The organism is Pseudodesulfovibrio sp. 5S69 (assembly GCF_037094465.1).
GTDB lineage: Bacteria > Desulfobacterota > Desulfovibrionia > Desulfovibrionales > Desulfovibrionaceae > Pseudodesulfovibrio > Pseudodesulfovibrio methanolicus.
In genome coordinates, this window is record NZ_CP146609.1 from 633993 (window position 1) to 655614 (window position 21622).

Here is a 21622-nt window from a genome sequence, read left to right on the forward strand (position 1 = left end):
TATGAAAGATTTGAAGACATTGACGGCCGAGGCCGAACGGGTCCGGGCCGACGGGATGTACGCCCTGCGCACCCTGACCTCCATGGACCTGACCTCGCTGGGCGAGAACGACACCGACCAGACGATCCGCGACCTGTGCGCGCGGGCGGTCACGCCCAGGGGGCACGTGGCCGCGGTCTGCGTGTACGACAAATTCGTGCCCCTGGCCCTGAACGAGCTCAGGGGGACCGGGGTGCGCGTGGCCACGGTCTGCAACTTCCCGCACGGGTTGCCCGACGCGGCCCAGGCCGTGGCCGAGGCCAGCGCGCAGGTGGCGGCCGGAGCCCAGGAGGTGGACGTGGTCCTGCCGTACAAGCGGTACAAGGCGGGCCACCGCGACCAGGCCATCGCCCTGCTGCACCAGGTGCGTGAAGTCTGCGGCGAGACGGTCCTGCTCAAGGTCATCCTGGAGACGAGCCAGTTGCAGTCGCTCAAGATCATTGGCGAGGCCAGCCGGGACGCCATCGAGGCGGGCGCGGACTTCATCAAGACGTCCACGGGCAAGGTGCCGGGCGGGGCCACCCTGGAGGTCGCCGCCGTCATGCTCGACGCGATCCGCGAGATGGCCCCCAAGATCAAACGCACGCTCGGCTTCAAGCCGTCCGGCGGCCTCAAGACCGTGGCCGACGCGGCGGGCTACCTCTACCTCGCGGACAACATCATGGGCGAAGGCTGGGCCACCCCCCAGACCCTGCGCTTCGGCGCATCCGGCCTGCTCAACGACGTAAAAAACCACCTCGGCCTCTAAACCAGGACCCGAGCAAACGACAATTCCCACCCCTACACCCGCGAAGCGGCACCAAAGAGCTCAGGAAGGGAGAGGGATGAGTCCGGGAAGGGGAGAGGGAAGCCCTTTTCAAAGGTTCCCTCTCCCTTCCCCGGTCGATCGATGCTGTCATCATTCGTAAAGCTCGAAGACTCGCTAACGACTGAACCCCGGAGGCATACCGCATGACATTCATACCGCAGGAGATCATCCGCAAAAAGCGGGACGGGCTGGAGCTGTCCGAGGCCGACATCCGGGCCATGGTCCGGGGCATCACGGACGGCTCGGCGAGCGAGGGCCAGGTGGCGGCGTTCGCCATGGCGGTCTTTTTCCGTGGCATGACCCTGGCCGAGCGCATCACCCTGACCGAAGCCATGCGCGACTCGGGCCGGGTCCTGGACTGGCCGCAGCTCGGCATCGCACGCGGCGTGGCGGACAAGCATTCGACAGGCGGCGTGGGCGACAAGGTCAGCCTGATCCTGGGCCCCTTGGCTGCGGCATGCGGGGCGTTCGTGCCGATGATCTCCGGGCGCGGGCTCGGGCACACGGGCGGCACCCTGGACAAGTTCGACGCCATTCCGGGCTACGACACCGCGCCGGACCTGGAAACTTTTGCGCGGGTGGTCCGGGAGGCGGGCTGCGCCATCATCGGGCAGACGGCGGACCTGGCCCCGGCGGACCGGCGGCTGTACGCGGTGCGCGACGTGACCGCCACGGTGGAGTCCATGGACCTGATCACGGCCTCGATCCTGTCCAAGAAGCTGGCCGCAGGGTTGCAGGGGCTGGTCATGGACGTGAAGTTCGGCAGCGGAGCGTTCATGGAGGAGTACGGCGACGCGCGGGCCCTGGCCGAGTCCATCGTGACCGTGGCTTCGGGCGCGGGCGTGCCGACCACGGCCCTGCTCACGGACATGAACGAGGTCCTGGGCGACACCGTGGGCAACGCGGTGGAGGTCTGCGAGGCCGTGAATTTCCTGACCGGTGCAACCCGCGAGCCGCGGCTGGCCGAGGTCACCCTGGCCTGCACCGGCGAGATGCTCGTGCTGGCGGGCGTGGCCGACGACATGGCCGAGGCCTCGCGCAAGATGGAGACGGCCCTGGCCAGCGGCGCGGCGGCCGAGCGGTTCGAACGCATGGTCGCCGGGCTGGGCGGCCCCGTGGACTTTCTGGAGCGATCGGGCGAATACCTCGACGTCGCGCCCGTGAAGCGGCCTGTGTATCCCGACAGACCGGGCTTTCTCACGGCCATGGACAGCCGGGCCGTGGGCATGGCCCTGGTGGCCATGGGCGGCGGGCGCACCCGCGCGGACCAGGCCATCGACCACGGGGTGGGCATGACCGGCTTCGCCCGCATCGGCGATATGCTCGGCCCGGACAACCCCCTGTGCACGGTCCACGGCCGGGACGAGGCCCAGGCCGACATGGCCGCCGATCGCATCCGCGCGGCCGTGACCGTCGGCGACGCGCCTCCGCCACCCCGCCCGGTGGTCCGCGAACGGATCACCGCCCGCAACGCCGGGGAGGCCGTCTGATGCCGCGCGCCTTCATCCTGGTCCTCGACTCCTTCGGCGTCGGCTGGGCCCCGGACGCCGACCAATACGGCGACGCCGGGGCCGACACCCTGGGCCACATCGCCGAGGCCTGCGCGCGCGGCGAAGGGGACCGCAACGGCCTGCGCTCCGGCCCGCTCAGCCTGCCCTGCATGGCCTCCCTCGGCCTGGGGCTGGCCGCCCAACTGGTCACCGGGACCGTTCCCCCGAATCTCCAATCCCCGGTCCTGCGCGGCCGGTTCGCGGCGGCCCGAGAGATCAGCCGGGGCAAGGATACCCCCAGCGGCCACTGGGAGCTGGCCGGGGTGCCCGTGACCTTCGACTGGGGCTATTTCCCGCCCGACTACCCGAGCTTCCCGGAAGCACTGACCAAGGCCATCATTGAGCGGGGCGGCCTGCCCGGCATCCTGGGCAATTGCGCCGCCTCGGGCACCGAGATCCTCAAGGCGCTCGGGGAGGAGCACATGCGCACCGGCAAGCCCATCTGTTACACCTCGGCGGACTCGGTCTTCCAGATCGCGGCCCACGAAGAGACCTTCGGCCTGGACCGGCTGCTGGCCCTGTGCGAACTCGTGCGCGAGCTGCTGGACGGCTACAACATCGGCCGGGTCATCGCCCGCCCGTTCGTCGGCGAGCCGGGCCGCTTCACCCGCACGGCCAACCGCCGCGACTACGCCCTGGAACCGCCCGCACCCACCCTCCTGGACCGGCTCAAGGAGGCCGGGCGCGAGGTCGTCTCGGTGGGCAAGACCAGCGACATCTTCGCCCATCGCGGCATTACCAGGGCGGTCAAGGGGGCGGACTCGGCCGCGCTCTTCGACCTTGTGGAACAGGAAGCCGCCCACGCCCCGGACGGCGCCCTGGTCTTCGCCAATTTCGTGGAGTTCGACTCCGAATGGGGCCACCGCCGCGACGTGGCCGGGTACGCCGCCGCCCTCGAATACATCGACGCCCGCATCGCCGCCTTTATCCCCAGGCTCGGGCCCGGCGACCTGGCCGTGATCACCGCCGACCACGGCTGTGACCCCACCTGGAAAGGCACGGACCACACCCGCGAGTGCGTGCCCGTGCTCCTGTTCGGCCCGCCCGTCCTGCCCGGCTCCGCAGGCCTGCGCGACACCTTCGCCGACGTCGGCCAGACCGTGGCCCGGCATCTGGGGATCGAACCGCCGGGGAGCGGGAAGCCCATTCCCCTGGATTAGGAAGACGCCTCCGGCAGCCCTGCCGGAGGTTTTTTTGCGTCGTCGTCCCGACCTCTCCGGCCCGCCTTCTCCCGCCCCCTGTCAAGTTGATTTTTTATACCTCTCAAGCGCTTTTCCCATACATTCGCCGACATTTCGGGGGTGCCGGAAAAAGCGGGGCTATGCTTCCTCCAAACACTTTAACAGGAGGATTCACGCATGGGAGGATCTGCAAGTTTGATCGGAAGCGTTTTCGGGGGCCTGACCGGCCTGTTGGGCGCCGGTAAGGGGCCTGACAATTCCATGAAGGAAGAGCGGGAGGCCCGTGAGCGCGAGCAGGCCCGCCAGGAGGCCGATGAGCGCCGCCGGGACCGTGAGAAGGTTTTGGAGGCGCGCGAGCTGGAGAGCAAGCGGCGGACGGAGAGTCTGCTTTCCCAGGGCGCGACGGCCCTGAAGGACGCCCCGGAGGTATCCGGCAAGGCGCTGAAGACCAGGTTGGGGGAGTAGCATGGACAGAACAGAACTGGCCCGTTCCCTGCTTGCGCGCTTCTCCGGGTTGGAGGAGGCACGCCGCCCGTGGGTGGGCTCGTGGCAGGAACTGACGGAATACATGCTGCCCCGCAAGAACAGCTTTGGCGGGCTCGGGGGGCACACCCTCGGGCGCGGCCGGGTGGGCGACGAGCGCATCTTCGACTCCACGCCGCTGCACGCGCTGGAGCTTTTGGCCTCGTCGCTGGGCGGGTTGCTGACCAACCCGTCGCTGCCCTGGTTCGACATCTCGGTGAAGGACCGGGCCGTGGGCGACGGGGACGAGGTCCGCGCCTTTCTGCAGGAGGCGCGGGAGCGCATGGTGGCGGTGTTCAACAGCGAGGACACCGGGTTCCAGGCGCACGTGCACGAACTGTATCTGGACGCGGCCCTGCTCGGCACGGCGGTCATGTACGTGGAGGCGGACCCGACCACCGTGGTCCGGTTCTCGTCCAGGCCGCTGGGCGAGGTGTTCGTGGCCGAGTCCGCGCGCGGCCGGGTGGACACCGTGTATCGCAAGTACGAGCTCACGGCCCGCCAGGCCATTCAGGAGTGGGGCGCGGCCTGCTCGGACGAGACCCGGCGCAAGGGCGAGGACCGGCCCGAGGAACCGGTGGAGGTCCTGCACGCGGTCTTTCCGCGCATGGACCGCGATCCGGCGGGCTTCGGCGCGGCGCACTTCCCGTTCGCCAGCGTGTATCTGGAGGTCAAGAACAGCCACGTGCTGGAGGAGAGCGGGTACCTGGAGATGCCGTACATGGTCCCGCGCTGGGCCAAGGCCGCGGGCGAGACCTACGGCCGGGGGCCGGGGCAGACCGCGCTCTCCGACGTGCGCGTGCTCAACGCCATGGCCCGGACCGCGCTCATGGCCGCGGAGAAGATGTCCGACCCGCCCCTGATGGTCCCGGACGACGGCTTCCTCGGCCCGGTCCGGTCCGGGCCGGGCGGGCTGTCCTATTACCGGGCCGGGTCCTCGGACCGCATTGAGGCGTTGCCCGTGAACGTGGACCTGCGCGCGGCCGAGGAGATGATGAACGGCCGCCGGGAATCCATCCGGCGGATATTCCTCGGCGACCAATTGGCCCCGGAGGGTCCTGCGGTCACGGCCACCGAGGCGGTCATCCGCCAGGCCGAGAAGATGCGCGTGCTCGGTCCGGTGCTGGGCCGCTTGCAGACCGAGTTCCTCGGTCCGCTGGTCCGGCGGGTCTTCCGCATCATGCTGCGCGGCGGGGCGCTGCCGCCGTTCCCGGAGGGGCTCGCGCCCGGCGACCTGGAGGTGCGCTACACCTCACCCGTGTCCCGCGCCCAGAAGCAGTACGAGGCCCAGGGGCTGGCCCAGGTCATGGAGTACCTCTCGCCCCTGGTGGGCGGGCAGGACGCCTTCGGGATCATGGACAACTTCGACACCGACCGGGTGGCCCGGCACGTGACCGAACTGTTCAACACCCCGTCCGACTACCTCAAGTCCGAGGCGCGCGTGGCCGAGGACCGGGAGGGAAAGCAGCGGGCCGCGAGTTCGCAGCAGACCGCGTCCACCGTGGCCAGCGTGGCGGCCATCGCCAAGACCCTGTCCGAGGCCTACACGGACCGGCCCAGCGCCCTGACCGAGCTGTGGGGGATGCTGACCAACATGCTCGGGGCCCAGGCCGGGGCCGACGCCGCGCCCGCCCCCGCACAGCCCTATTCCGCACAGGCCGCCCCCTCAGCAGACGAGGAGGCTCCTCATGCCTGAGACCAGCCCGCTTGAGCTGCACCGGGCCTACCGTCGGCTCTTCGAGTCCGCCGACGGGCGCACGGTCATGGCCGACCTGGAGCGGCGCGGCTGCTTCCTGCGGCCGACCTATTCCACGGACCGGGGCCGGACCGAATTCAACGAGGGCCGCAGGTCCCTGGTCCTGCACGTGAAGCAGATGCTTGAACCCGACAACTTCATCGAAAAGGAGAACAACCGATGACCGACAAGAATGAGAAACAGAAGAATTGGCGGATGACCCTGCCCGAGGAGTGGACCGTCCGCCATATGGGCGAGGACGGGACCGAGACCGAGATTCCCCTGCGCGACCACCCGGCGCTGGCCAAGTACGCCACCAAGGACGAGGCCGTGAAGGCCCTGGTCCATGCCCAGCGCATGCTCGGCAAGACCCCGGAGGGGTTTGTCCGCGTGCCCGGCGACCAGGATGCGCCCGAGGATCTGGCCGCCTTTTACGCCGCTCTGGGCAGGCCCGATAAAGCGGACGGCTACGAACTGCCGGATATGGAGCTGCCCGAGGGGTTCGCCCTGCGCGAGGACCTGGTCGGCGGCCTGCGCGAAAAGGCCTTTGAACTGGGGCTGACCCCCAAACAGGTGGCAGGGCTGTACCAGTGGTTCCTGCCCCAGGTCCTGGACACCCACCACGCCATGCAGGCCGAGGCGGGCAAGCTCAGGGAATCCGAGCTGGAGTCCCTGCGCTCCGTGCACCGGGGCGACACCCCGTCCCTGCTCGATTCGGCCCTGCGCGCGGCCGAGGCCGTGGGCGGCGAGGAGCTGCTGGCCGCCCTGGACGACACGGGCGCGGGCAACCGGGCTGCGGTCATCGGCGCGTTCGCCAGGATCGCGCCCCTGGTCCTGGAGAGCGGCCTGCGCGGCTCGGCCCGTGGCTGGGGCGAGGACCTGACCATCGAGCGGTTGCGCGAGATGATGCAGGACCCGCGCTACAAGGACCCGACCAAGCGCGAGGATTCGTTCGTGAAAAAAGTCAATCAGGGCTTCGAGCTGCTCTACCCCGGCGACTACGTGCCGGGCAGCCGCATTTAAGACTGTTGAAAAGGGGCTGTCTGCGTCGTTGCTTCGGATAACATCCAACCCCTTTTGAACAGTCTGCAAGATGGTGCGAGGGACCCCGCCGGTCCCTCTTGGTCATACCCCCTGGAGGGCCGGGGGCGAAAGCCTCCGGCCCGTAATCAAAGGATAACAATATGAATTAATTATTGAATACCGATACATTCACCCGCATCGACACGGACAGGCTCACCGGCCAGCCCCGGCGCAAGTGGATCGAATACGCCGACGGCGTCATGGAGCCGGTGCGCAGGGATGGCAACCTGAACAGGAAATACCACGGCAACAAGCGCTCCCTGGACTGGTGGACCGTGGACAAGCCCGTGGACTGGAACCCCCGCGACGAGGGCAAGCGGGTTTCCCTGAACCACGACTATGGCAAGCGGGACACGCCCGCCGGGTCCGATGGCGCGGGCGCGGGCACCGGCAAGGCCGCTGGTCCGCCCCGGCTCCGGCCAGGGCCAAGCCAAAGGGCAGGAGCACCCTGAACCAGGGGGCCGACGGATTCTGGGAATACGAGGCCCGGCGGGAGGCCGAGGCGCAGCCCCGGTCCGGCCCCACCCCCTCGCCCGACCCGGCCGGTCCCGGAGCGGGCCGGACGCCGGGCTCCCCGAGCGGCAAGGCCGAAGAGGCCAACACCGCGGCCGCTGCCAGCGCCGGATCTCTTGGGGGTATGGTGCAGTCCAAGGGGCAGCATGGGAAGGGGAAGGTCACCGGCAGCGATGAAATAATTAATACATTTAAAAAAAGTATGGGTCTGCTGATTTTAATAGAAAAAATGAACTTACTGAGGAGTTTAAAAAAGATATAGACGATCTAAAAGCTGCAGCAAAACAGGCGACGGGAAAGGAACGGAAAAAGCTACTTCGGCGGGCGGATCAGTGGAAGGGGGTGCTGAAGGTCATCACCGACAAAAAGGTCCGGCCGGGTGCGCCGTTGATGTTGTTCAATAGTCCCTTGTTTCAGCGATTGCTCGAAAATCACTTCACCGACCCCCGCGTTCCAGACAAGACGTAAGCTGAATGGGCGGCCTTCGTGCCGCCTCTCGCTTTAAGTATGTTCAACGACCAGTTTGCCGCCAATCAGAGAGGCTGTGTAAAATTGGTCTTTCATACGGCGTACGTTTTCCGCTTCTTCCAGGTCTTTGAGCCAGCAGGCGAAGTGGTTCAGTAAGTCTTTCTCCTCGATGCACTCTTTTATTCGTTGGGACACAGCGATCGGAATGGCTATGATGGTGATGTCGGGAAAGGTTCGTGACCAAACTCCGCTTTGGCTTGCTTCCCGGAGCATTCCTGCCGACAGAAATAATTCTTGGCCTAGGTGTTTTGGGTTGCAACTGAAGGAGACAAACTGTAGCTCCGAGACCTCTGCCCGTTCCAGTGCCGCGTCCAGGTCCCCCCGCTTGATGGGGTAAGTGTGGCCCTTGACCAGTTTGTCCCGGCCCAGGAACTCGTATTCCAAGACCATGGCGGCCTCCTTTGTCGAGGCAATATATTATATTCGATAGCAGGGAGCAAGGGGGCCCGGGTGGCCCGGCGGCCGGGCTACCGCGTCTCTTTCGAAGCAGCGGCGTCGAGGTCGGCCAGGAGCGTGTCGAGGTCCAGGCCGTAGCGGGCGGCCACGTCGGCCACGGTCTCGAACAGGGCCTTGCAGAGCAGGCATTCGCCCGCCTGTTCGTCGCGGGCGCGGAAGACCGCTTCGGTGGCGCGGTATTGGTGGACCACGTCCAGGAGGGTCATGTCCGGGGTGATGGGTTTGGTCACAGGATCTCCCCCATGGCCCGGGCCAGGGCCTGCGGGATGTGCGGGACCAGCTCGCCGATCTGCGAGGCCGGGGTGGGGCGGGCGGCCTCGCCCGCATACCGGTTGGCCTGGGCCGCCACGTGCGCGGCCTTGTGCGCGGACAGTCCGGAGGCCATCAGGGCGCAGGCCATGCCCGTGACCGTGTCGCCCGTGCCGCCCATGGCCTCCATGGCCTCGACGGACGGGGCGGAGACCTCGGCCAGGATGCCGGTGCGGTCCGCGATGCGGTCCACGCGTCCCTTGACCAGCAGGCAGCGGGCCGCGTTGTCGTGCGCGTAGGCACGCTGGATCAGCTCGGGTACGCGGTCCTCGTCCTGGAGGATGAAGCCGCGCGTGTAGAAGGGGTGCGGCGCGGCCTCGTCGGCCAGGAAGGCCAGCTCCCCGGCGTCGGGGGTGAACAGGGCGTATTCCCCGGCGTACCCGCTCATCTTGGCCGCGTACATGAACCCGGCGTCCGCCACCAGGGCGGGCGGCCCGGCCATGGCCTGGGCGGCCATGAGCACGCGGTTGTGCCCGTCCACGTCGGGCTGGAGATAGTGGAAGGCCAGGACCGTGCAGCGCCGCGAGGGCAGGACCTCGGCCAGGTGGCGGTAGAGCGCCCGGCTGCCGTTGCCGAGCCCCTCGTCGCCGACCAGCAGGGCGTGGGGCGGGTTCTCGCCGAGAAAATCGCAGGTCATGGCCGCCGCGGCCAGCAGGGCCGGGGTGCCCCGGTCCGGGGGCAGGGCGCGGCCGCCCACGGTGAGCGCGTTGCCCGCCACCTCCACCAGCGCGTCCAGCACGGGCACGGTCGGGTCCGGTATGGTGCCGACTACGATGAGCATAGCCGCCGCATCTCCTCGAAGGCCAGTTCCAGGGCGTAGCCGCACAGGGTGTGGCCGATCTCCCTGGGGGCCGGGGCCTCGTCCAGGGTGCGGCCGATGAGCCGGGCCGCGATGTACGGCACGTCCGGGCAGCCGCCGCCGGACACGTTGACGATGGTCCGGGTCTTTTTCTCCACGGTCAGCTTCATGTTGGCCGCGCGGACCATGAGATGGTTGCCGAAATCCTTGACCTGGAAGAGGTCCACCGGATCGAGCAACGGGCCGGTCACGGGCACGCTTTCCATGGGCGGAATCCCGGCCTCGTCCAGGGTGCGCAGGATGTCGAGCTTTTCCATGAGCGGGAACTCGACCACCAGGTCGCAGCCCCGCTGGATTTCCGGGGGCGGGCCCATGACCCGGATCTCCCGGCCGGACGCCTTGAGGATTTTTTCCGCCCGGATGACCTCGCTGGTGTGCTCGAACACGAGCAGGCCCCGGTCCGCCCGCGCCTGGGCGGACGGGCCGGAAGCCTTTCTTTTGAACAGGTTCGTCAGGGCCAAGCCTAGCCCCCGAGCAGTTTCAGGCGGTACTCGCCGCCCTCCTCGGTGATGGATTCCACCTTCCAGCCCTTGCCCTGGGCGGCGCGGGCCACGTTTTCCTTGGACGCCTCGGTGTCTACCAGGACTTCGAGCTCGCCCGAGCCCATGGCCGCGATCTTGGCCATGGTATCCAGTACCGGCTGGGGACAGGACAGGCCCCGCGCGTCGACTAATTCACTCATGCCGTCCTCCTATGCCGCTTTCTTGCGCATGGTAAAACCGATGAACAGGCAGACCGCCAGGCCGATGAAGACCGAGGCGATGCCGTGCGGGCCCACGCCCTTGGGCGAGCTGGCCAGGCCGAAGTTGTGGGAGAACGCCGCGCCCACGATCATGCCGAGCACGAACACGGCGGCGTCGCCGTCGCCCTCGCCCGCCATGAACAGTTGGCGGCCCGGGCAGCCGCCGGCCAGGGCGAAGCACAGGCCGGCCAGGACCATGCCCATGAAGTTCCACAGGCTCTGGGTATGGGCCACGGGTTGGTTGGCGAAGCCCACGTGGAACTGGCCGAGGATCAGGTTGACCGCGAAGGCGGCCACCAGCAGGGCGATGACCCCCGAGAGCAGGTGGACCTGCTTGAACAGGATCAGGTCGCGGAAGGCCCCCATGGTGCAGAACCGGCTGCGCTGGGCCAGGATGCCGACCAGCAGGCCCACGCCCAGGGAGATGAACAGGGGCGCGTGCATGGCGCCGGGGCCCTTGAGACTGTAGAAGAGCACGCCGGACTTGGCCTCGTCGGCCACCTGCGGGTAGAGGAACATGAGCGCCAGGAACCCGGCCATGATCAGGGGCATGATCAGCCCGACGGACGAGTAGGTCTTCTGGGCCCGGCCCAGGTTGTACCCCTGGCGGAAGAACAGGGTGCCGATGCCGATGCCGACGATCAGCCCGGCGATGCCGTACAGGGCGTTCAGGTCGCCGCCCGCCAACCGCAGGATGGCCCGCCACGGGCAGCCCAGGAAGACCAGGGCCCCGATCATGGCGAACACGCCGAGCACGAAGCGGACGATGGGAGCGGAACCGGCCCTGGGCCGAAAGTCCCTGCCCATGAAGGCCGCACCCAGCGCGCCGAGCACGAAGCCGATGATCTCCGGGCGCATGTACTGGACCACGCCCGCCCGGTGCAGCCCCACGGCCCCGGCGATGTCGCGTTCGAAACAGGCCACGCAGATGCCCATGTTCCCCGGATTGCCCAGGTATTGCAGTATTGCGGCCAGACAGCCGATGACAAGCCCGACGGAAATGATCCCTTTCCGTGAGGCGAAAAAGTTGGTCATACCTCCTCCTTGTGTAAAAGAACGTAACTTCCCCCAATTCCGCTACGAAACATAGAGGAATACAACTGCCCGAGCCAATTCTTTCTATATACGCAAGCTTCTACACCTATAGATTTTTTGAATAAGTCAAGACGCAAGCATGGGTGCGCGGAGATGGAACGCGGTAGGGGAAGCGGACCGCGGAGACGGCTATTTCTCTATGTCGGACAGGGTCTGGCGGAAGGTCTCGATCTGCGGTCCGCCGAGGGATACGGCCTTTTTTGCGGCGGTCAGGGCCTCCTGGCGGCGACCCAACTCGTCCAGGACGAAGGCCAGGTTGTTGAAGGCGATGCCGCTGTCCGGGCTGATCTCGGTGGCCCGGCGGAAGGCCTCGGCCGCGCCTTCGGCGTTGCCCAGGGAGTAGCGGGCGTTGCCCAGGCCGATGAAGGCGTCGCGGCTCCGCGGCCAGCGTCCGGCAGCGGCGGAGTATGCCTGTTCGGCGGCGGCCCACTGCCCGGCCCGCTCCAGCCCCACGGCCCCGTCCAGCCACTCCTTCTCCCGCACCGTGGCGGGCAGGCGCGAGGGCGGCAGGACCAGGAGCCCCCAGAAGTCCGGGCCCCAGGTGTTCTCGAAGACCCGCCAGGGGGTGCGCTTGGACCGGGTGGTGCCGGAGTTGAGCAGGACCTCGCCGGTGTCGTGGTCCAGGCCGGTGACCACGGCGTAGTGCCACACCGGGTACCAGGACAGGCCGAGGTTCTGGAGGACGACGACCGGGTTGCCCGCATTGATTTCGGCGGACAGCCGGTCTCCCCCGTGGATGACGTAGGCCATGCGCCCGTGGCGGCGGGCGGCGGTGATCATGTCGGGCTGGATGCTGCCGTGGCTGGCCGGGGTGTAGACCTCGGCGGTCAGGTCGCCGGGCGCCACCCGGACCCCGCTCCAGGTCATGGCCATGGCCAGGGCGGCCGGGCCGCACTGGTACTCCTCCTGGGCGTAGAAGGGCACGTCGGGCACGCGGGTCAGGTCCGCGCCCGAGGGCGAGGGCGGCATGACGCCGCCGTACAGGCTGCACCCCGCCCCCAGGGTCGTGAGCAGCAGGGCGAGGCAGGCGGCGGCCAGGGAGCCGCCGCCGGATATGATGCGGTGCATGTCGGTTCGGCTATTTTGCCTTTTTCACGAACGGGAAGACGTCGGTGGCCCCGGTCATGTCGGTGATGAGCAGGATGATGAAGACCAGAAGCGCAGCACCGACCAGCACGCCGATGACGCTGCCGCCCGCGGGCATGTCGTTCATGCGGTCGGCGATGCGGTTGATCTCGGCGTCGGACAGGGCGTTGACGCGCTGTTCCACTTCGGCCACGGACAGTCCCTTGCTTTCGAGGACCCGGCGCACGTCGTCGCGCTCAAGTTGGGCCAAGACCATGGCCCGGTTGTCCGCGTTGCGGCCGGCCGCCATGGCCGCCTCGGTGGAGACGAGCCCGGCCCGGGCTGTGGCGACGTTCAGGACGAGCAGGGAAATGACCACGGTCAGACAGACGATTCTGCTGAACTTGTTGTACATTTTCAAGGTTCCTCCGGGTTGTCGTTTTTCTCGGTCTTGCGTGTTATAGCCTACGGCGGAGCGTATCGCAATTGGCGGTTCAATCTTTTAGGGTAAGAATCCGGCCCGCGTCCGGCCTTGACACCGCGTGCCCCTGTCCTGCAAGGAACGCCCATGCACAATCTCATCGAGCTGAACAAGAATGACCTCGAGGCCTTCGTGGCCGAGGATTTGAAGGAACCCCGCTACCGGGCCGAGCAGATCTGGCAGTGGCTGTGGCAGAAGCGCGTGCGCGACGTGGAGGCCATGACCAACCTGTCCAAGCCCCTGCGCGAGAAGTTGGCCTCCATGGCGGACATCAATTGGCCGGAGATCGCCCGCGTGGCCGAGAGCCGGGACGGGACCATCAAGCTGCTGCTCCGCCTGGCCGACGGCAAGCTCATCGAGACCGTGCTCATCCCCATGCAGGACCGCTACTCCCAGTGCCTGTCCACCCAGGTGGGCTGCGCCATGGCCTGCACCTTCTGCAACACCGGCAAGCTCGGGTTCGAGCGCAACCTGACCTACGGGGAGATCATGGGGCAGATCCTGGTGGGCCGCCAATACCTGGCCGACCGGGGGATGAACGAGCTCAAGAACCTCGTGTTCATGGGCATGGGCGAGCCGCTGCTCAACCTGGACACGCTCATCAGGGTCCTGACCGACCTGCCGTGCGAACGCGGCCTGTCCCTGTCCTGGCGGCGGTCCATGGTCTCCACCGTGGGCTTCCCGGACAAGCTCAAGATCCTCGGCGACCTGGAGATCGCTCTGCCCGCCATCTCCCTGCACGCGCCCACCCAGGAGCTGCGCGCCAAGATCATGCCCAAGGCCGCCAAGGTCCACCTGGACGACCTCATGGCCGCCCTGGCCGCCTATCCCATGCGCCCGCGCGAGCGCATCACCTTCGAGTACCTGCTGCTCAAGGACGTCAACGACTCCATGGAGCATGCGGACCAACTGGCCCGACTCATCGACCGCAGGAAGGGCAAGATCAACCTCATCGCCTACAACGCCACCGAGGGCATGCCCTATGGCGCACCCGACCGGGACCGGGTCGAGGCCTTCGAGAAGCGCCTGTGGGACCATGGCCTGACCGCCTTCATCCGCCGCTCCATGGGCGCGGACATCAAGGCGGCCTGCGGCCAGCTCAAGGCCGAAAGCCTCGAGAAAGGGTAGGGGCTAGCGGCCCAGGCCGTGCTTCCGCTTGAGGGAGTCCACCAGCGCGGACCGGGTCTTCAGGAACTCGTCGAACTCCCGCATGACTAGGGGGCGCTTGATGCTGGACAGCCGGTAGTCCCCGGTCATGTGCGGCAGACCGGGGTCGAGGACCAGCTGGTCCGTGCGGTCCATGGCCGAGAGCAGGTGGCGGGCCACCTCCACGTTGGCGTAGACGCCGTCCACCCGGCCCATGAGCCCCTTGCCCAGCAGTCCCGAGATGGAGGCGTTTTCCGATACCTTGATCGACTTGGGGTCGATGGGCGGGTCGAGCAGCCACGGCTTGAACCCGGCCAGGATGCCGAGCGTCTTGATGGCCCCCATGCCCTTGCCCAGGTTTCCGGGCTTGACCAGGATACCGTCCGTGTACGAGCAGGCCGGAGCGGAATAGACGATGCGCAACCCCTTGCGTCTGCCCGAATGCCAGTCCGGGGAGTCCGGGAACTTGAGGTCCAGGGTGCGCGCCTCCAGGAAATCCTGGTACAGCCGTTTTATGGGCAGGGGCACGTAGACCATGGTGTAGCCGTATTCGATGGCAAAGGAGTCGAGCAGGTCGCGGGCGTATCCCTCGTAGTCGCCGTGCCGGAAGGAGCCGTAGGGCGGGTAGTCGATGCGCTCCACGCCCACGGTCAGTTCGATGCGCTCGGCCACGGCCGGTCCGGCGTACAGCAACGTCAGGGCGCACAGGAGCAGCAGGGCGCAGAGGGTCGGCAGCACGGGAGCGGGGACGCGCAGGCGGCGCAGGGCAGGGCTCGTCGCGGGGGGGCGTCTTACGTATGGGTTGGGCATGTTCGTCGTCGTTTCCTCGGCTCGGCTCCCTCGGGCCTCGGCAGGGGGATACCCCGTATTCGCACGGCTGACAATGCCCGGGTTGTCTTCGGCACGCCGTATTCCGGTCTGGTCCGCCCCCCGGAAAGGCCCGAAATCCGGGGGTTGCCATCCCTCCACTACATAGGTATGGGTAGCGCCAGCCGCAGAAACACTGCGGACATCATATATCAGGAGTGCAGCATGGCAGCCACCGTGGACGAAATCACCATCAACTATTCCGAAGACAACCAGCTCATCGTCAAGGAGCTGGACAAGGTCGTTCTTTCCAAGGGCGCCTGGACCACCATCGTGTTCCGTTACCAGGAACTCAACCGCGCCAAGGGCGAGTACGGTCCGGACAAATACACCATCCGCCGTTACCAGAAGGTGGACGGCACCTACCGGCCCAAGTCCAAGTTCAACATCTCCTCCCAGGCCCAGGCCAAGAAGATCGTGGAAGCCCTGAGCGGCTGGACCGACTAGCGGGCGGACCGTCCCATGTACCTGGGCGCGCACATGTCCATCGCCGGGGGCCTGCACATGGCCTTCGAGCGGATCATGCGGGTGGACGGCACGGCCCTGCAGATCTTCACTCGCAACCAGCGGCAGTGGAGGGTCCCGGAGCTGACCGAGTACGACGCGGAACTGTTCGCGGCGGCCTGGTCGCAGTGGGGCGACTATCCGGTGGCGGCCCACGACTCCTACCTGATCAACCTCGCTTCGGACAAACCCGACCTGCTCAAGCGCTCCATCCTGGCCTTTGCCGAGGAACTCCGGCGCATCGAGACCCTGGCCGTCCCGTATCTGGTCACCCACCCCGGTTCGCATCTGGGCGCCGGAGTCGAGACGGGCATTAAGCGCTATACGGCCAACCTGGACCGGGCCATCGAACAATCCGGAACCAAGCAGGGCATGGTCCTGCTCGAAACCACCGCCGGGCAGGGGACCAACCTGGGCTCCACCTTCGAGGAACTGGCGGCCATCATCGGGGCCTCGGCCCACCCTGACCGGCTCGGCGTGTGCTACGACACCTGCCACACCTTCGCCGCCGGGTACGACATCCGCACCCCGGAGACCTACGCCGCCACCTTCGAGGTCTTCGACCGGATCATCGGTCTCGACCGCCTGAAGTTCTTCCACCTGAACGACACCAAGAACGAGTTCGGCTCGCACAAGGACCGGCACGAGCACATCGGCCAGGGCGAGATCGGCGTGGAGGGGTTCCGCAACCTCATGCGCGACCCGCGCTTCAAGGACATCCCCAAGACCCTGGAGACCCCCAAGCAGGAGGACCTCCAGGACGACGTCCGCAACCTGACGCTCTTGCGCGAACTCGCAAAATAGTCTTTCATACCCGGAACACCCGAACCCGAACCACACACCCACCCCGCCCACCTTGCGCGAAGCGCACCCAAGAAGTTTGGGAAGGGAGAGGGATGAGGGTCCGGGGAAGGGAGAGGGAACCCTTTCGAAGGGTCCCCTCTCCCTTCCGCCGCCGGAGGCACCCCTTGAAACTCGACGCCATCATCTTCGACTTTGACGGCACCCTGGCCGACGTGCCCCTGGACTTCGACTTCATGAAGACCAAGATCGCGGCGCTCGGCGAGGTCTTCATGGACGAGCGCCCGGTGCCGGACGGCACGCCCGCCCTGGAATGGCTGGACAAGCTGTCCGCCCGGGTCATGGAGCGCGACCGGGCCGAGGGCATGGAGTTCCTTTCCCGCGGACGGCTGGTCATCGCGGCCATGGAACTGGACGCGGCCCGCGACGGCTGCCTGTACGAGTTCACCCGGCCCGTGCTCGACGATCTCAAGGCGCGCGGCGTGGCAGCAGGCGTGATTTCCCGGAACATCTCGGCGGCCATCAGGAAAGCCTTCCCCGACATCGAGGACCATCTGCAGGTCTTCCTGCCCCGAGAGAGCTCGGACCGCCTCAAACCCGACCCCGCGCACCTGCTCCGGGCGCTCGAATGCGTCGGCGTCCCGCCCGGACGGGCCCTCATGGTCGGCGACCACCCCATGGACGTGGAGACCGGCAAACGCGCCGGAACCCTGGCCGCGGGCGTGACCACCGGCCGCATCGGGGCCGAGGGCTTCGCGAGCCTCGACCCGGACTTCGTCGCCACCGACGTGGCCGCGCTTATGAGCGAACTCAAGCGGCGCGGGCTGATCTGAGCGTTCTGTCCGGTGTGGGGAATGCCTCCGGCGGGCCTACCGGCGGTCTCCTTCGGAGAGACCAGGGCGCTGCCCTGGACCCGCTTAAGGCCGAGGGCCTTAAGAATAGTCACACTCTTCGTGTGTGGCTACTCGGTCTTTCCTTTGGTTTTCAACGGCTTGCAGGTGAGTACCCACAAGCCGTCTTGTCGTTGTGTGTAAACCGCATGTGTGAAATTGTCAGGCGACTTTGTCATCATCCTTGCGGCTTTCCCGTTCGTAGACGTCCATAGCGTCGCGTTCCACGTCGCGGAGTTTTTCCAGATAGATCTCCGTGCTCCGCCGGTCCGCGTGGACAAGGTTGTGCCCGACGCTCGGGAGCGGTGGAAGGTGTCGTAATCCACCCCCGCATCCCGGCAGAGTTTCTGGAGCATGGAGTATCGGCCGCGCTTGTAGGGGCCTTCTTCCATCCTGCCGGTCTCGGCGTTGTAGCTCCGAGTCCAGAACACCCATTCCTTGCCGGGATCACGGTCGGCGTACAGGCTTGAGAGGACTTCGTACAGCTTGTCCGTCATCGGCACCCGGCGCAGTACCGGTTCCCGGTTCTTGTTCTTGCGCGTTTCCAGTTCGACGTACCGTTCCTCGAAGTTGACCCGATTCCAGGTGAGCCGATGAACCTCGATGCTTCGCGCCAAGGTTTCCCGCAGCACCCACAGGTAGGGGCGGTGCTTGGGCTGGGCCGCTTCGATCATCCGGTCCAGTTCGTCGCTTCTGGGCGTCTTCTTCCGTTCCTTGGACTTGTTGCTGGGGCACGTCTCCAGCCCCGCAAAGGGATTGTCCTGGATAAACCGTTGCCCCCGCTTCATGCCCCAGGAGAATGCCGCCCGGAGCACCTTGAGGTCGTTGTTGCCGGCGACTGGGGTCCGTTCCTTCACCATGGCCATCAGGAACTCGTCGGCCTTCAGGCGGGTGATGGCGGAACACGGCACCTTGCCGAAGTAGTCAAGCAGCCGCTGGGCCGCGAGCTTGGTCTTCTTGTAGTGCGACTCCGAATACGCACGGTCCTGCAAATAATCCAGCCGCAGGTTGAGCAAATCAAGCAAGGCCATGTCGCCCGTCGCTTCCAGTTCCAGTTCCAGTTCCTTTTCGACGGCCTCCCTTCTTTTGACTTCGGCCGTTTTTGCGGCCTGTTTCCCCTTGAACCACGCCTTGGTGTAGCGCTTGCCCTTTACCATGAAGTCGTACCGGTACCCTTTTCCGGCCTTGAAATAGACGGTCATAGATGTCTTCCTCGTTCGGAAAGAACCATGACCCACCACGTTTGACGCCGCCGACGGCTTCGGCATGGTCGTAGACCCAGTCCACGCTTTTGCCCAGGAACGCGGCAACGTCCTTGGCGCATAATACGCGGGTCTTCAGATTGGTGTCAAAAGTCATGTGCCTTCCGGATTGTCTTCGTTTCCCATAGGGCGGCCTCCGAACCACCCGCCAACTCGGCCAACCCTTCAGTCTGATCACACCGGCACCTTTGAACTCAAGGAATCGGGATAGGGTATTTTCACTCGTTCTTGAGGGAACGGAGAGGTCATTGAAAAAGGCATCTCCCCAGAGGGCGATCCAGTCCGCATAAAAGCCCTTTCCGCTGGTCGGCCTCAAGCCGACATGCGGGAAGGGCGGTTGTCCGGTGGGGCGGACTTGTCAGCCCCGCCGGACAACCTGAAACTGGATTTTTTGTCCTGGGTGGGTATTCTGCGGGGATGCCCCGGCGCTATGTCGTGTTTTTCGTTTTCCAGGCCGATGGATTTCAATGGAAGATCCCTTCCTGAAGTTCGGGGCAGTGCCCCGGGACAAAGCAGATCAGACCTTCCCCGTTTGCCGGGGAATGACCTGCCTATGGCGCGAACGCGCCACACAACAACCGACACGGGACAAATCAATGTCTATTTCCCACAGAAGGAAAAATCCTGAGAATCCATTCAATAAGGGGTGCCACCACGCAGGCTCGTTCGTCCCCCGCATAAAGCGGTGGCCGTGGGGGAATTTCGACAACGGCAGATGTTTAGATATCTGTCGTTTGTCCGGCGGGGGTGCTGTGCTTCAGCCTGGCGTTTGGATGTGAAAGTGTGCCGTTTGGAAATGAACGGCAGCGAAGTGTTTGGTGTTACGGCATGTTAGTGCCTACTTAAGCGTTCATCAGTTTAGACTTCCTCAAAACTTATGAACGCGCCTTGGGTGCGTTTTACCTCCTTCTGGTTACTCAACCTGACTGGTTATGCCCTGTCGTATCACCCCGGGAAATCGCCGCGCAAGGTTCGGCGGAGGGGGTTCTGTCCTCCCGCCGATTTTCCCGCGAGCATGACGCAAGCAGCCGCCACGGCAAGGCCAAGCCCTTCGGGCGACCGGCTTTGGCCGGTCTGCCTTGCCCCGACGACTTTGCTTGCGTCGTCATCCACGCAGGCGGCGACGAGAGGGATGGCGGGTTCGACTCCGGCTTAAGAGATAGCTCAAGAAAGGCTAAAACCGATGAAGGTAGTAGAAGCTCCGATTGCCGCATTGAGCAAAGAACGCGTCATGATTTTTGATTTCTTCTCTGGAACCGCGACCCTCGGGGTAGCATCCAATACGTTGGGCCGGAAATTCAAGATGGTCGAGTACGGTTTTCGAAACCACATTGCGACATGAGATGGTGTCTTCTGGGTCGATCGGAGCTAGGTTCAACCCAGTCAATTCAATATGCAAGGCAAAGTCTACCGCTCGGTTCGACTCCATCCGAGGGAAATCATGTTTCAGGTCTCGCTGCAACCTTCCCGGTAGAAGACGTCAACCAAGCGGTCCAGCCTTTACGGTGTAAACAAGAATTCCGTTGCCTGACAGTCCGCATCTCCCTGGCGGCTACTTTGCGACTCGCCGGATATTCATCTTTCGTATTCGCGTCGACAAGGTGGTCGGCTTCAGCCCCAACAGGGCGGCGGCGCCGTCGGGGCCGTAGATCTTCCCTTTGCACCGCGCCAATGCCTTGGCTATGTTGTTCGCCTGCAACCGGATCATTTCCTCCTCGGTCAACACAGCGTCACCCGCCTCTGAAACGACCGACCCGGGACAGGGCTTACGTTCTTCCCCGATTCCACCGAACAACTCGACCCGAGCCGCCCCCGCAATGGACGAAATGGCGAACCGTTCGACAATGTTTTGCAGTTCGCGGACATTTCCCTGCCAATTGTACTCGACAAGTTGGGCAAGCTGTTCCGGATTGAATCTGAGAGCCGGGCGATTCATGGCCTTCAGGGAACGCTTGAGAAAGTACTCGGCCAGCGGGGCGATGTCCTCTCTCCGGGCGCGCAGGGGCGGGACCGTGATGGGGAAGACATTGAGCCGGAAATAGAGGTCCTCCCGGAATCGCCCGGCCTCGACTTCCTTTTGCAGGTCCCGGTTGGTGGCCGCAATGACGCGTACGTCCACCTTACGGACCTTTTCCTCTCCAATCCGTTCGTATTCCCCTTCCTGAAGGACGCGGAGGAGTTGGGCCTGGAGTTCGAGCGGGATTTCGCCCACTTCGTCTAGAAACAGGGTCCCCTGGTTGGCGACACCGAACTTGCCTTCCCGGTGGGTGTGCGCCCCGGTGAACGCTCCCTTGACGTGACCGAAAAACTCGCTGGCGAAGAGTTCCTTGGGAATCGATGCGCAATTCACTTTGATGAGCGGCTTGTTGCTCCGTTCGCTTCGCTGGTGCAATTCGCGAGCGACCAGTTCCTTGCCGGTGCCGGACTCGCCCTGGATAAGCACGTTGGCATCGGTGGGGGCGACCAGGTCGATTTGCTGGATAATACGTTGCAGGGCAAGGCTGCGGCCTATGAATCCCCCATAAAAACTGGTCTCGCTCAGTTCTTCGCGCAGGAGACTGTTTTCGGCTTCGAGCTGGCCTTTCAGTTTTTCGATTTGTTCGAATGCCCTGGTATTCACAAGGGCGGTGGCTGCGTGGTTGGCGAGGATCTGCAAAATGTCCAACGCCGGTTTGTTGATTTTCGTCGCCGTGAAGACGGCCAGCACGCCGAGGATCTCGCCGTGAAATCGCATGGGTTGTCCTGCGAAGCCGTTGATCCCTTCCTCCTTGGCCCACTCCGGGTAGGCTATCCATTTGGAGTCCTCGGGAATCGACTCGACGACCACGGGTTGCCCCGTAGCCGCAATATGCCCGACCTTTCTCACGCCCATGGGGAACCGTTTGAACTTTCCGTCCAAACGACTCCAGTCGAGGGTCTCTCCACAGGACGAATGTCCAGCGCTGGCAACCAGATGCAGGCAGAGCTCCCTGTTTGGGCACTCGTCGGCCATGAGGCAGGAGGAGCAGATGTCCCCTTCCTTGATGAGCCAGATCCGAGCGAGCAACACTTCCTCGAATGCGAAAAGGCGATCGACGACAAGGCTGAAGAGCGCCTCGGTCGAACGTTGCTCCCCCATCGCCAGAAGTAACGACTGAATGTCCATATTACTGAAATGAAAAGTTTGATCGGCAGTCATGGCGTATA

The 21622-nt window shown here is 65.3% G+C and carries 24 protein-coding genes; 13 read left to right on the forward strand and 11 right to left on the reverse strand.

Features of this window, described 5'->3' with window-relative positions; all coding sequences use genetic code 11:
* The first annotated feature begins 1 nt into the window (after position 1).
* The 8 genes from deoC (at position 2) to V8V93_RS03055 (ending at position 7370) form a co-directional block, all read left to right on the forward strand.
* Entirely contained in the window at positions 2–787 is a 786-nt protein-coding gene (deoC, locus tag V8V93_RS03020) for a deoxyribose-phosphate aldolase (protein ID WP_338668895.1), read from the forward strand.
* Between the two features lie 203 nt (positions 788–990).
* On the forward strand, positions 991–2337 hold the full coding sequence (gene deoA / locus V8V93_RS03025; RefSeq protein WP_338668896.1) for a thymidine phosphorylase: 1347 nt from the start codon (positions 991–993) through the stop codon (positions 2335–2337).
* Positions 2337–3557, forward strand: coding sequence for a phosphopentomutase (locus V8V93_RS03030; RefSeq protein WP_338668897.1), 1221 nt, complete (start codon positions 2337–2339; stop codon positions 3555–3557). Before deoA ends, V8V93_RS03030 begins: the two co-directional genes overlap by 1 nt.
* A gap of 216 nt (positions 3558–3773) precedes the next feature.
* Positions 3774–4043 carry a hypothetical protein gene (locus tag V8V93_RS03035; protein WP_338668898.1) on the forward strand — a complete coding sequence of 90 codons (270 nt, stop codon included), beginning with the start codon at positions 3774–3776 and terminating at the stop codon, positions 4041–4043.
* A gap of 1 nt (position 4044) precedes the next feature.
* Entirely contained in the window at positions 4045–5796 is a 1752-nt protein-coding gene (locus V8V93_RS03040; protein WP_338668899.1) for a portal protein, read from the forward strand.
* Positions 5789–6019, forward strand: a complete 231-nt coding sequence (locus V8V93_RS03045; protein ID WP_338668900.1) for a hypothetical protein — start codon at positions 5789–5791, stop codon at positions 6017–6019. Before V8V93_RS03040 ends, V8V93_RS03045 begins: the two co-directional genes overlap by 8 nt.
* Entirely contained in the window at positions 6016–6858 is an 843-nt protein-coding gene (locus V8V93_RS03050) for a hypothetical protein (protein WP_338668901.1), read from the forward strand. Before V8V93_RS03045 ends, V8V93_RS03050 begins: the two co-directional genes overlap by 4 nt.
* Before the next feature lie 173 nt (positions 6859–7031).
* On the forward strand, positions 7032–7370 hold the full coding sequence (locus V8V93_RS03055) for a hypothetical protein (RefSeq protein ID WP_338668902.1): 339 nt from the start codon (positions 7032–7034) through the stop codon (positions 7368–7370).
* Between the two features lie 562 nt (positions 7371–7932).
* On the opposite strand, the gene V8V93_RS03060 is transcribed toward V8V93_RS03055, so the two are convergent.
* The 8 genes from V8V93_RS03060 to V8V93_RS03095 all read right to left on the reverse strand — a co-directional run bounded on the left by V8V93_RS03060 (position 7933) and on the right by V8V93_RS03095 (position 12900).
* A complete protein-coding gene (locus tag V8V93_RS03060; protein WP_338668903.1) occupies positions 7933–8349 on the reverse strand; it encodes a hypothetical protein in 417 nt (138 codons plus the stop codon).
* 77 nt (positions 8350–8426) lie between these two features.
* The gene (locus V8V93_RS03065; RefSeq protein ID WP_338668904.1) at positions 8427–8645 is read right to left on the reverse strand and encodes a hypothetical protein; all 219 of its coding nucleotides are present in this window, start codon (positions 8643–8645) and stop codon (positions 8427–8429) included.
* Positions 8642–9505, reverse strand: coding sequence for an NAD(P)H-hydrate dehydratase (locus V8V93_RS03070; RefSeq protein WP_338668905.1), 864 nt, complete (start codon positions 9503–9505; stop codon positions 8642–8644). The genes V8V93_RS03065 and V8V93_RS03070 overlap by 4 nt, the downstream gene beginning before the upstream one ends.
* A complete protein-coding gene (locus V8V93_RS03075; protein ID WP_338668906.1) occupies positions 9493–10044 on the reverse strand; it encodes a DUF3343 domain-containing protein in 552 nt (183 codons plus the stop codon). The genes V8V93_RS03070 and V8V93_RS03075 overlap by 13 nt, the downstream gene beginning before the upstream one ends.
* 2 nt (positions 10045–10046) lie before the next feature.
* Positions 10047–10265: a sulfurtransferase TusA family protein gene (locus V8V93_RS03080; protein WP_338668907.1), complete on the reverse strand. Its 219-nt coding sequence runs from the start codon at positions 10263–10265 to the stop codon at positions 10047–10049.
* 9 nt (positions 10266–10274) lie between these two features.
* Positions 10275–11360 (reverse strand): YedE family putative selenium transporter, encoded by a 1086-nt coding sequence (gene yedE, locus V8V93_RS03085; RefSeq protein ID WP_338668908.1) that lies wholly within the window; start codon positions 11358–11360, stop codon positions 10275–10277.
* Positions 11361–11549: 189 nt separating this feature from the next.
* Positions 11550–12488 carry a PA2778 family cysteine peptidase gene (locus V8V93_RS03090; protein WP_338668909.1) on the reverse strand — a complete coding sequence of 313 codons (939 nt, stop codon included), beginning with the start codon at positions 12486–12488 and terminating at the stop codon, positions 11550–11552.
* Between the two features lie 10 nt (positions 12489–12498).
* A complete protein-coding gene (locus V8V93_RS03095) occupies positions 12499–12900 on the reverse strand; it encodes a PA2779 family protein (protein ID WP_338670226.1) in 402 nt (133 codons plus the stop codon).
* A 153-nt stretch (positions 12901–13053) separates the two neighbouring features.
* Here V8V93_RS03095 and rlmN point away from each other — a divergent pair, with 153 nt between their 5' ends.
* Positions 13054–14094, forward strand: coding sequence for a 23S rRNA (adenine(2503)-C(2))-methyltransferase RlmN (gene rlmN, locus V8V93_RS03100; protein ID WP_338668910.1), 1041 nt, complete (start codon positions 13054–13056; stop codon positions 14092–14094).
* A 3-nt stretch (positions 14095–14097) separates the two neighbouring features.
* On the opposite strand, the gene V8V93_RS03105 is transcribed toward rlmN, so the two are convergent.
* Positions 14098–14922, reverse strand: a complete 825-nt coding sequence (locus tag V8V93_RS03105) for a hypothetical protein (protein ID WP_338668911.1) — start codon at positions 14920–14922, stop codon at positions 14098–14100.
* A gap of 222 nt (positions 14923–15144) precedes the next feature.
* Here V8V93_RS03105 and V8V93_RS03110 point away from each other — a divergent pair, with 222 nt between their 5' ends.
* The 3 genes from V8V93_RS03110 (at position 15145) to V8V93_RS03120 (ending at position 17117) form a co-directional block, all read left to right on the forward strand.
* Entirely contained in the window at positions 15145–15426 is a 282-nt protein-coding gene (locus V8V93_RS03110; protein ID WP_338668912.1) for a hypothetical protein, read from the forward strand.
* Between the two features lie 15 nt (positions 15427–15441).
* On the forward strand, positions 15442–16287 hold the full coding sequence (locus V8V93_RS03115; RefSeq protein WP_338668913.1) for a deoxyribonuclease IV: 846 nt from the start codon (positions 15442–15444) through the stop codon (positions 16285–16287).
* Positions 16288–16451: 164 nt separating this feature from the next.
* Complete coding sequence (locus tag V8V93_RS03120; protein ID WP_338668914.1) at positions 16452–17117, forward strand: HAD family hydrolase; 666 nt, start codon at positions 16452–16454, stop codon at positions 17115–17117.
* Between the two features lie 128 nt (positions 17118–17245).
* Here the strand turns inward: V8V93_RS03120 and V8V93_RS03125 are convergent, their stop codons facing one another.
* The gene (locus V8V93_RS03125) at positions 17246–18376 is read right to left on the reverse strand and encodes a tyrosine-type recombinase/integrase (RefSeq protein ID WP_338668915.1); all 1131 of its coding nucleotides are present in this window, start codon (positions 18374–18376) and stop codon (positions 17246–17248) included.
* Positions 18377–19667: 1291 nt separating this feature from the next.
* On the opposite strand from V8V93_RS03125, the gene V8V93_RS03130 reads away from it, so the two are divergent.
* Positions 19668–19778, forward strand: coding sequence for a hypothetical protein (locus V8V93_RS03130; protein WP_338670227.1), 111 nt, complete (start codon positions 19668–19670; stop codon positions 19776–19778).
* A 210-nt stretch (positions 19779–19988) separates the two neighbouring features.
* On the opposite strand, the gene V8V93_RS03135 is transcribed toward V8V93_RS03130, so the two are convergent.
* Complete coding sequence (locus V8V93_RS03135; protein ID WP_338668916.1) at positions 19989–21614, reverse strand: sigma-54-dependent Fis family transcriptional regulator; 1626 nt, start codon at positions 21612–21614, stop codon at positions 19989–19991.
* Between the last annotated feature and the right edge of the window lie 8 nt (positions 21615–21622).

What these genes read in the sequence shown, in the direction of transcription:
- V8V93_RS03050 (WP_338668901.1), top strand. Translation starts at nt 6,016, where the DNA reads ATGACCGACAAGAATGAGAAACAGAAGAATTGGCGGATGACCCTGCCC.
- yedE (WP_338668908.1), bottom strand. Translation starts at nt 11,360, where the DNA reads ATGACCAACTTTTTCGCCTCACGGAAAGGGATCATTTCCGTCGGGCTT.
- V8V93_RS03110 (WP_338668912.1), top strand. Translation starts at nt 15,145, where the DNA reads ATGGCAGCCACCGTGGACGAAATCACCATCAACTATTCCGAAGACAAC.
- V8V93_RS03105 (WP_338668911.1), bottom strand. Translation starts at nt 14,922, where the DNA reads ATGCCCAACCCATACGTAAGACGCCCCCCCGCGACGAGCCCTGCCCTG.
- V8V93_RS03070 (WP_338668905.1), bottom strand. Translation starts at nt 9,505, where the DNA reads ATGCTCATCGTAGTCGGCACCATACCGGACCCGACCGTGCCCGTGCTG.
- V8V93_RS03060 (WP_338668903.1), bottom strand. Translation starts at nt 8,349, where the DNA reads ATGGTCTTGGAATACGAGTTCCTGGGCCGGGACAAACTGGTCAAGGGC.
- deoA (WP_338668896.1), top strand. Translation starts at nt 991, where the DNA reads ATGACATTCATACCGCAGGAGATCATCCGCAAAAAGCGGGACGGGCTG.
- V8V93_RS03115 (WP_338668913.1), top strand. Translation starts at nt 15,442, where the DNA reads ATGTACCTGGGCGCGCACATGTCCATCGCCGGGGGCCTGCACATGGCC.
- V8V93_RS03135 (WP_338668916.1), bottom strand. Translation starts at nt 21,614, where the DNA reads ATGACTGCCGATCAAACTTTTCATTTCAGTAATATGGACATTCAGTCG.
- rlmN (WP_338668910.1), top strand. Translation starts at nt 13,054, where the DNA reads ATGCACAATCTCATCGAGCTGAACAAGAATGACCTCGAGGCCTTCGTG.
- V8V93_RS03080 (WP_338668907.1), bottom strand. Translation starts at nt 10,265, where the DNA reads ATGAGTGAATTAGTCGACGCGCGGGGCCTGTCCTGTCCCCAGCCGGTA.
- V8V93_RS03130 (WP_338670227.1), top strand. Translation starts at nt 19,668, where the DNA reads ATGATTTTTGATTTCTTCTCTGGAACCGCGACCCTCGGGGTAGCATCC.
- V8V93_RS03090 (WP_338668909.1), bottom strand. Translation starts at nt 12,488, where the DNA reads ATGCACCGCATCATATCCGGCGGCGGCTCCCTGGCCGCCGCCTGCCTC.
- deoC (WP_338668895.1), top strand. Translation starts at nt 2, where the DNA reads ATGAAAGATTTGAAGACATTGACGGCCGAGGCCGAACGGGTCCGGGCC.
- V8V93_RS03040 (WP_338668899.1), top strand. Translation starts at nt 4,045, where the DNA reads ATGGACAGAACAGAACTGGCCCGTTCCCTGCTTGCGCGCTTCTCCGGG.
- V8V93_RS03095 (WP_338670226.1), bottom strand. Translation starts at nt 12,900, where the DNA reads ATGTACAACAAGTTCAGCAGAATCGTCTGTCTGACCGTGGTCATTTCC.
- V8V93_RS03045 (WP_338668900.1), top strand. Translation starts at nt 5,789, where the DNA reads ATGCCTGAGACCAGCCCGCTTGAGCTGCACCGGGCCTACCGTCGGCTC.
- V8V93_RS03030 (WP_338668897.1), top strand. Translation starts at nt 2,337, where the DNA reads ATGCCGCGCGCCTTCATCCTGGTCCTCGACTCCTTCGGCGTCGGCTGG.
- V8V93_RS03125 (WP_338668915.1), bottom strand. Translation starts at nt 18,376, where the DNA reads ATGACCGTCTATTTCAAGGCCGGAAAAGGGTACCGGTACGACTTCATG.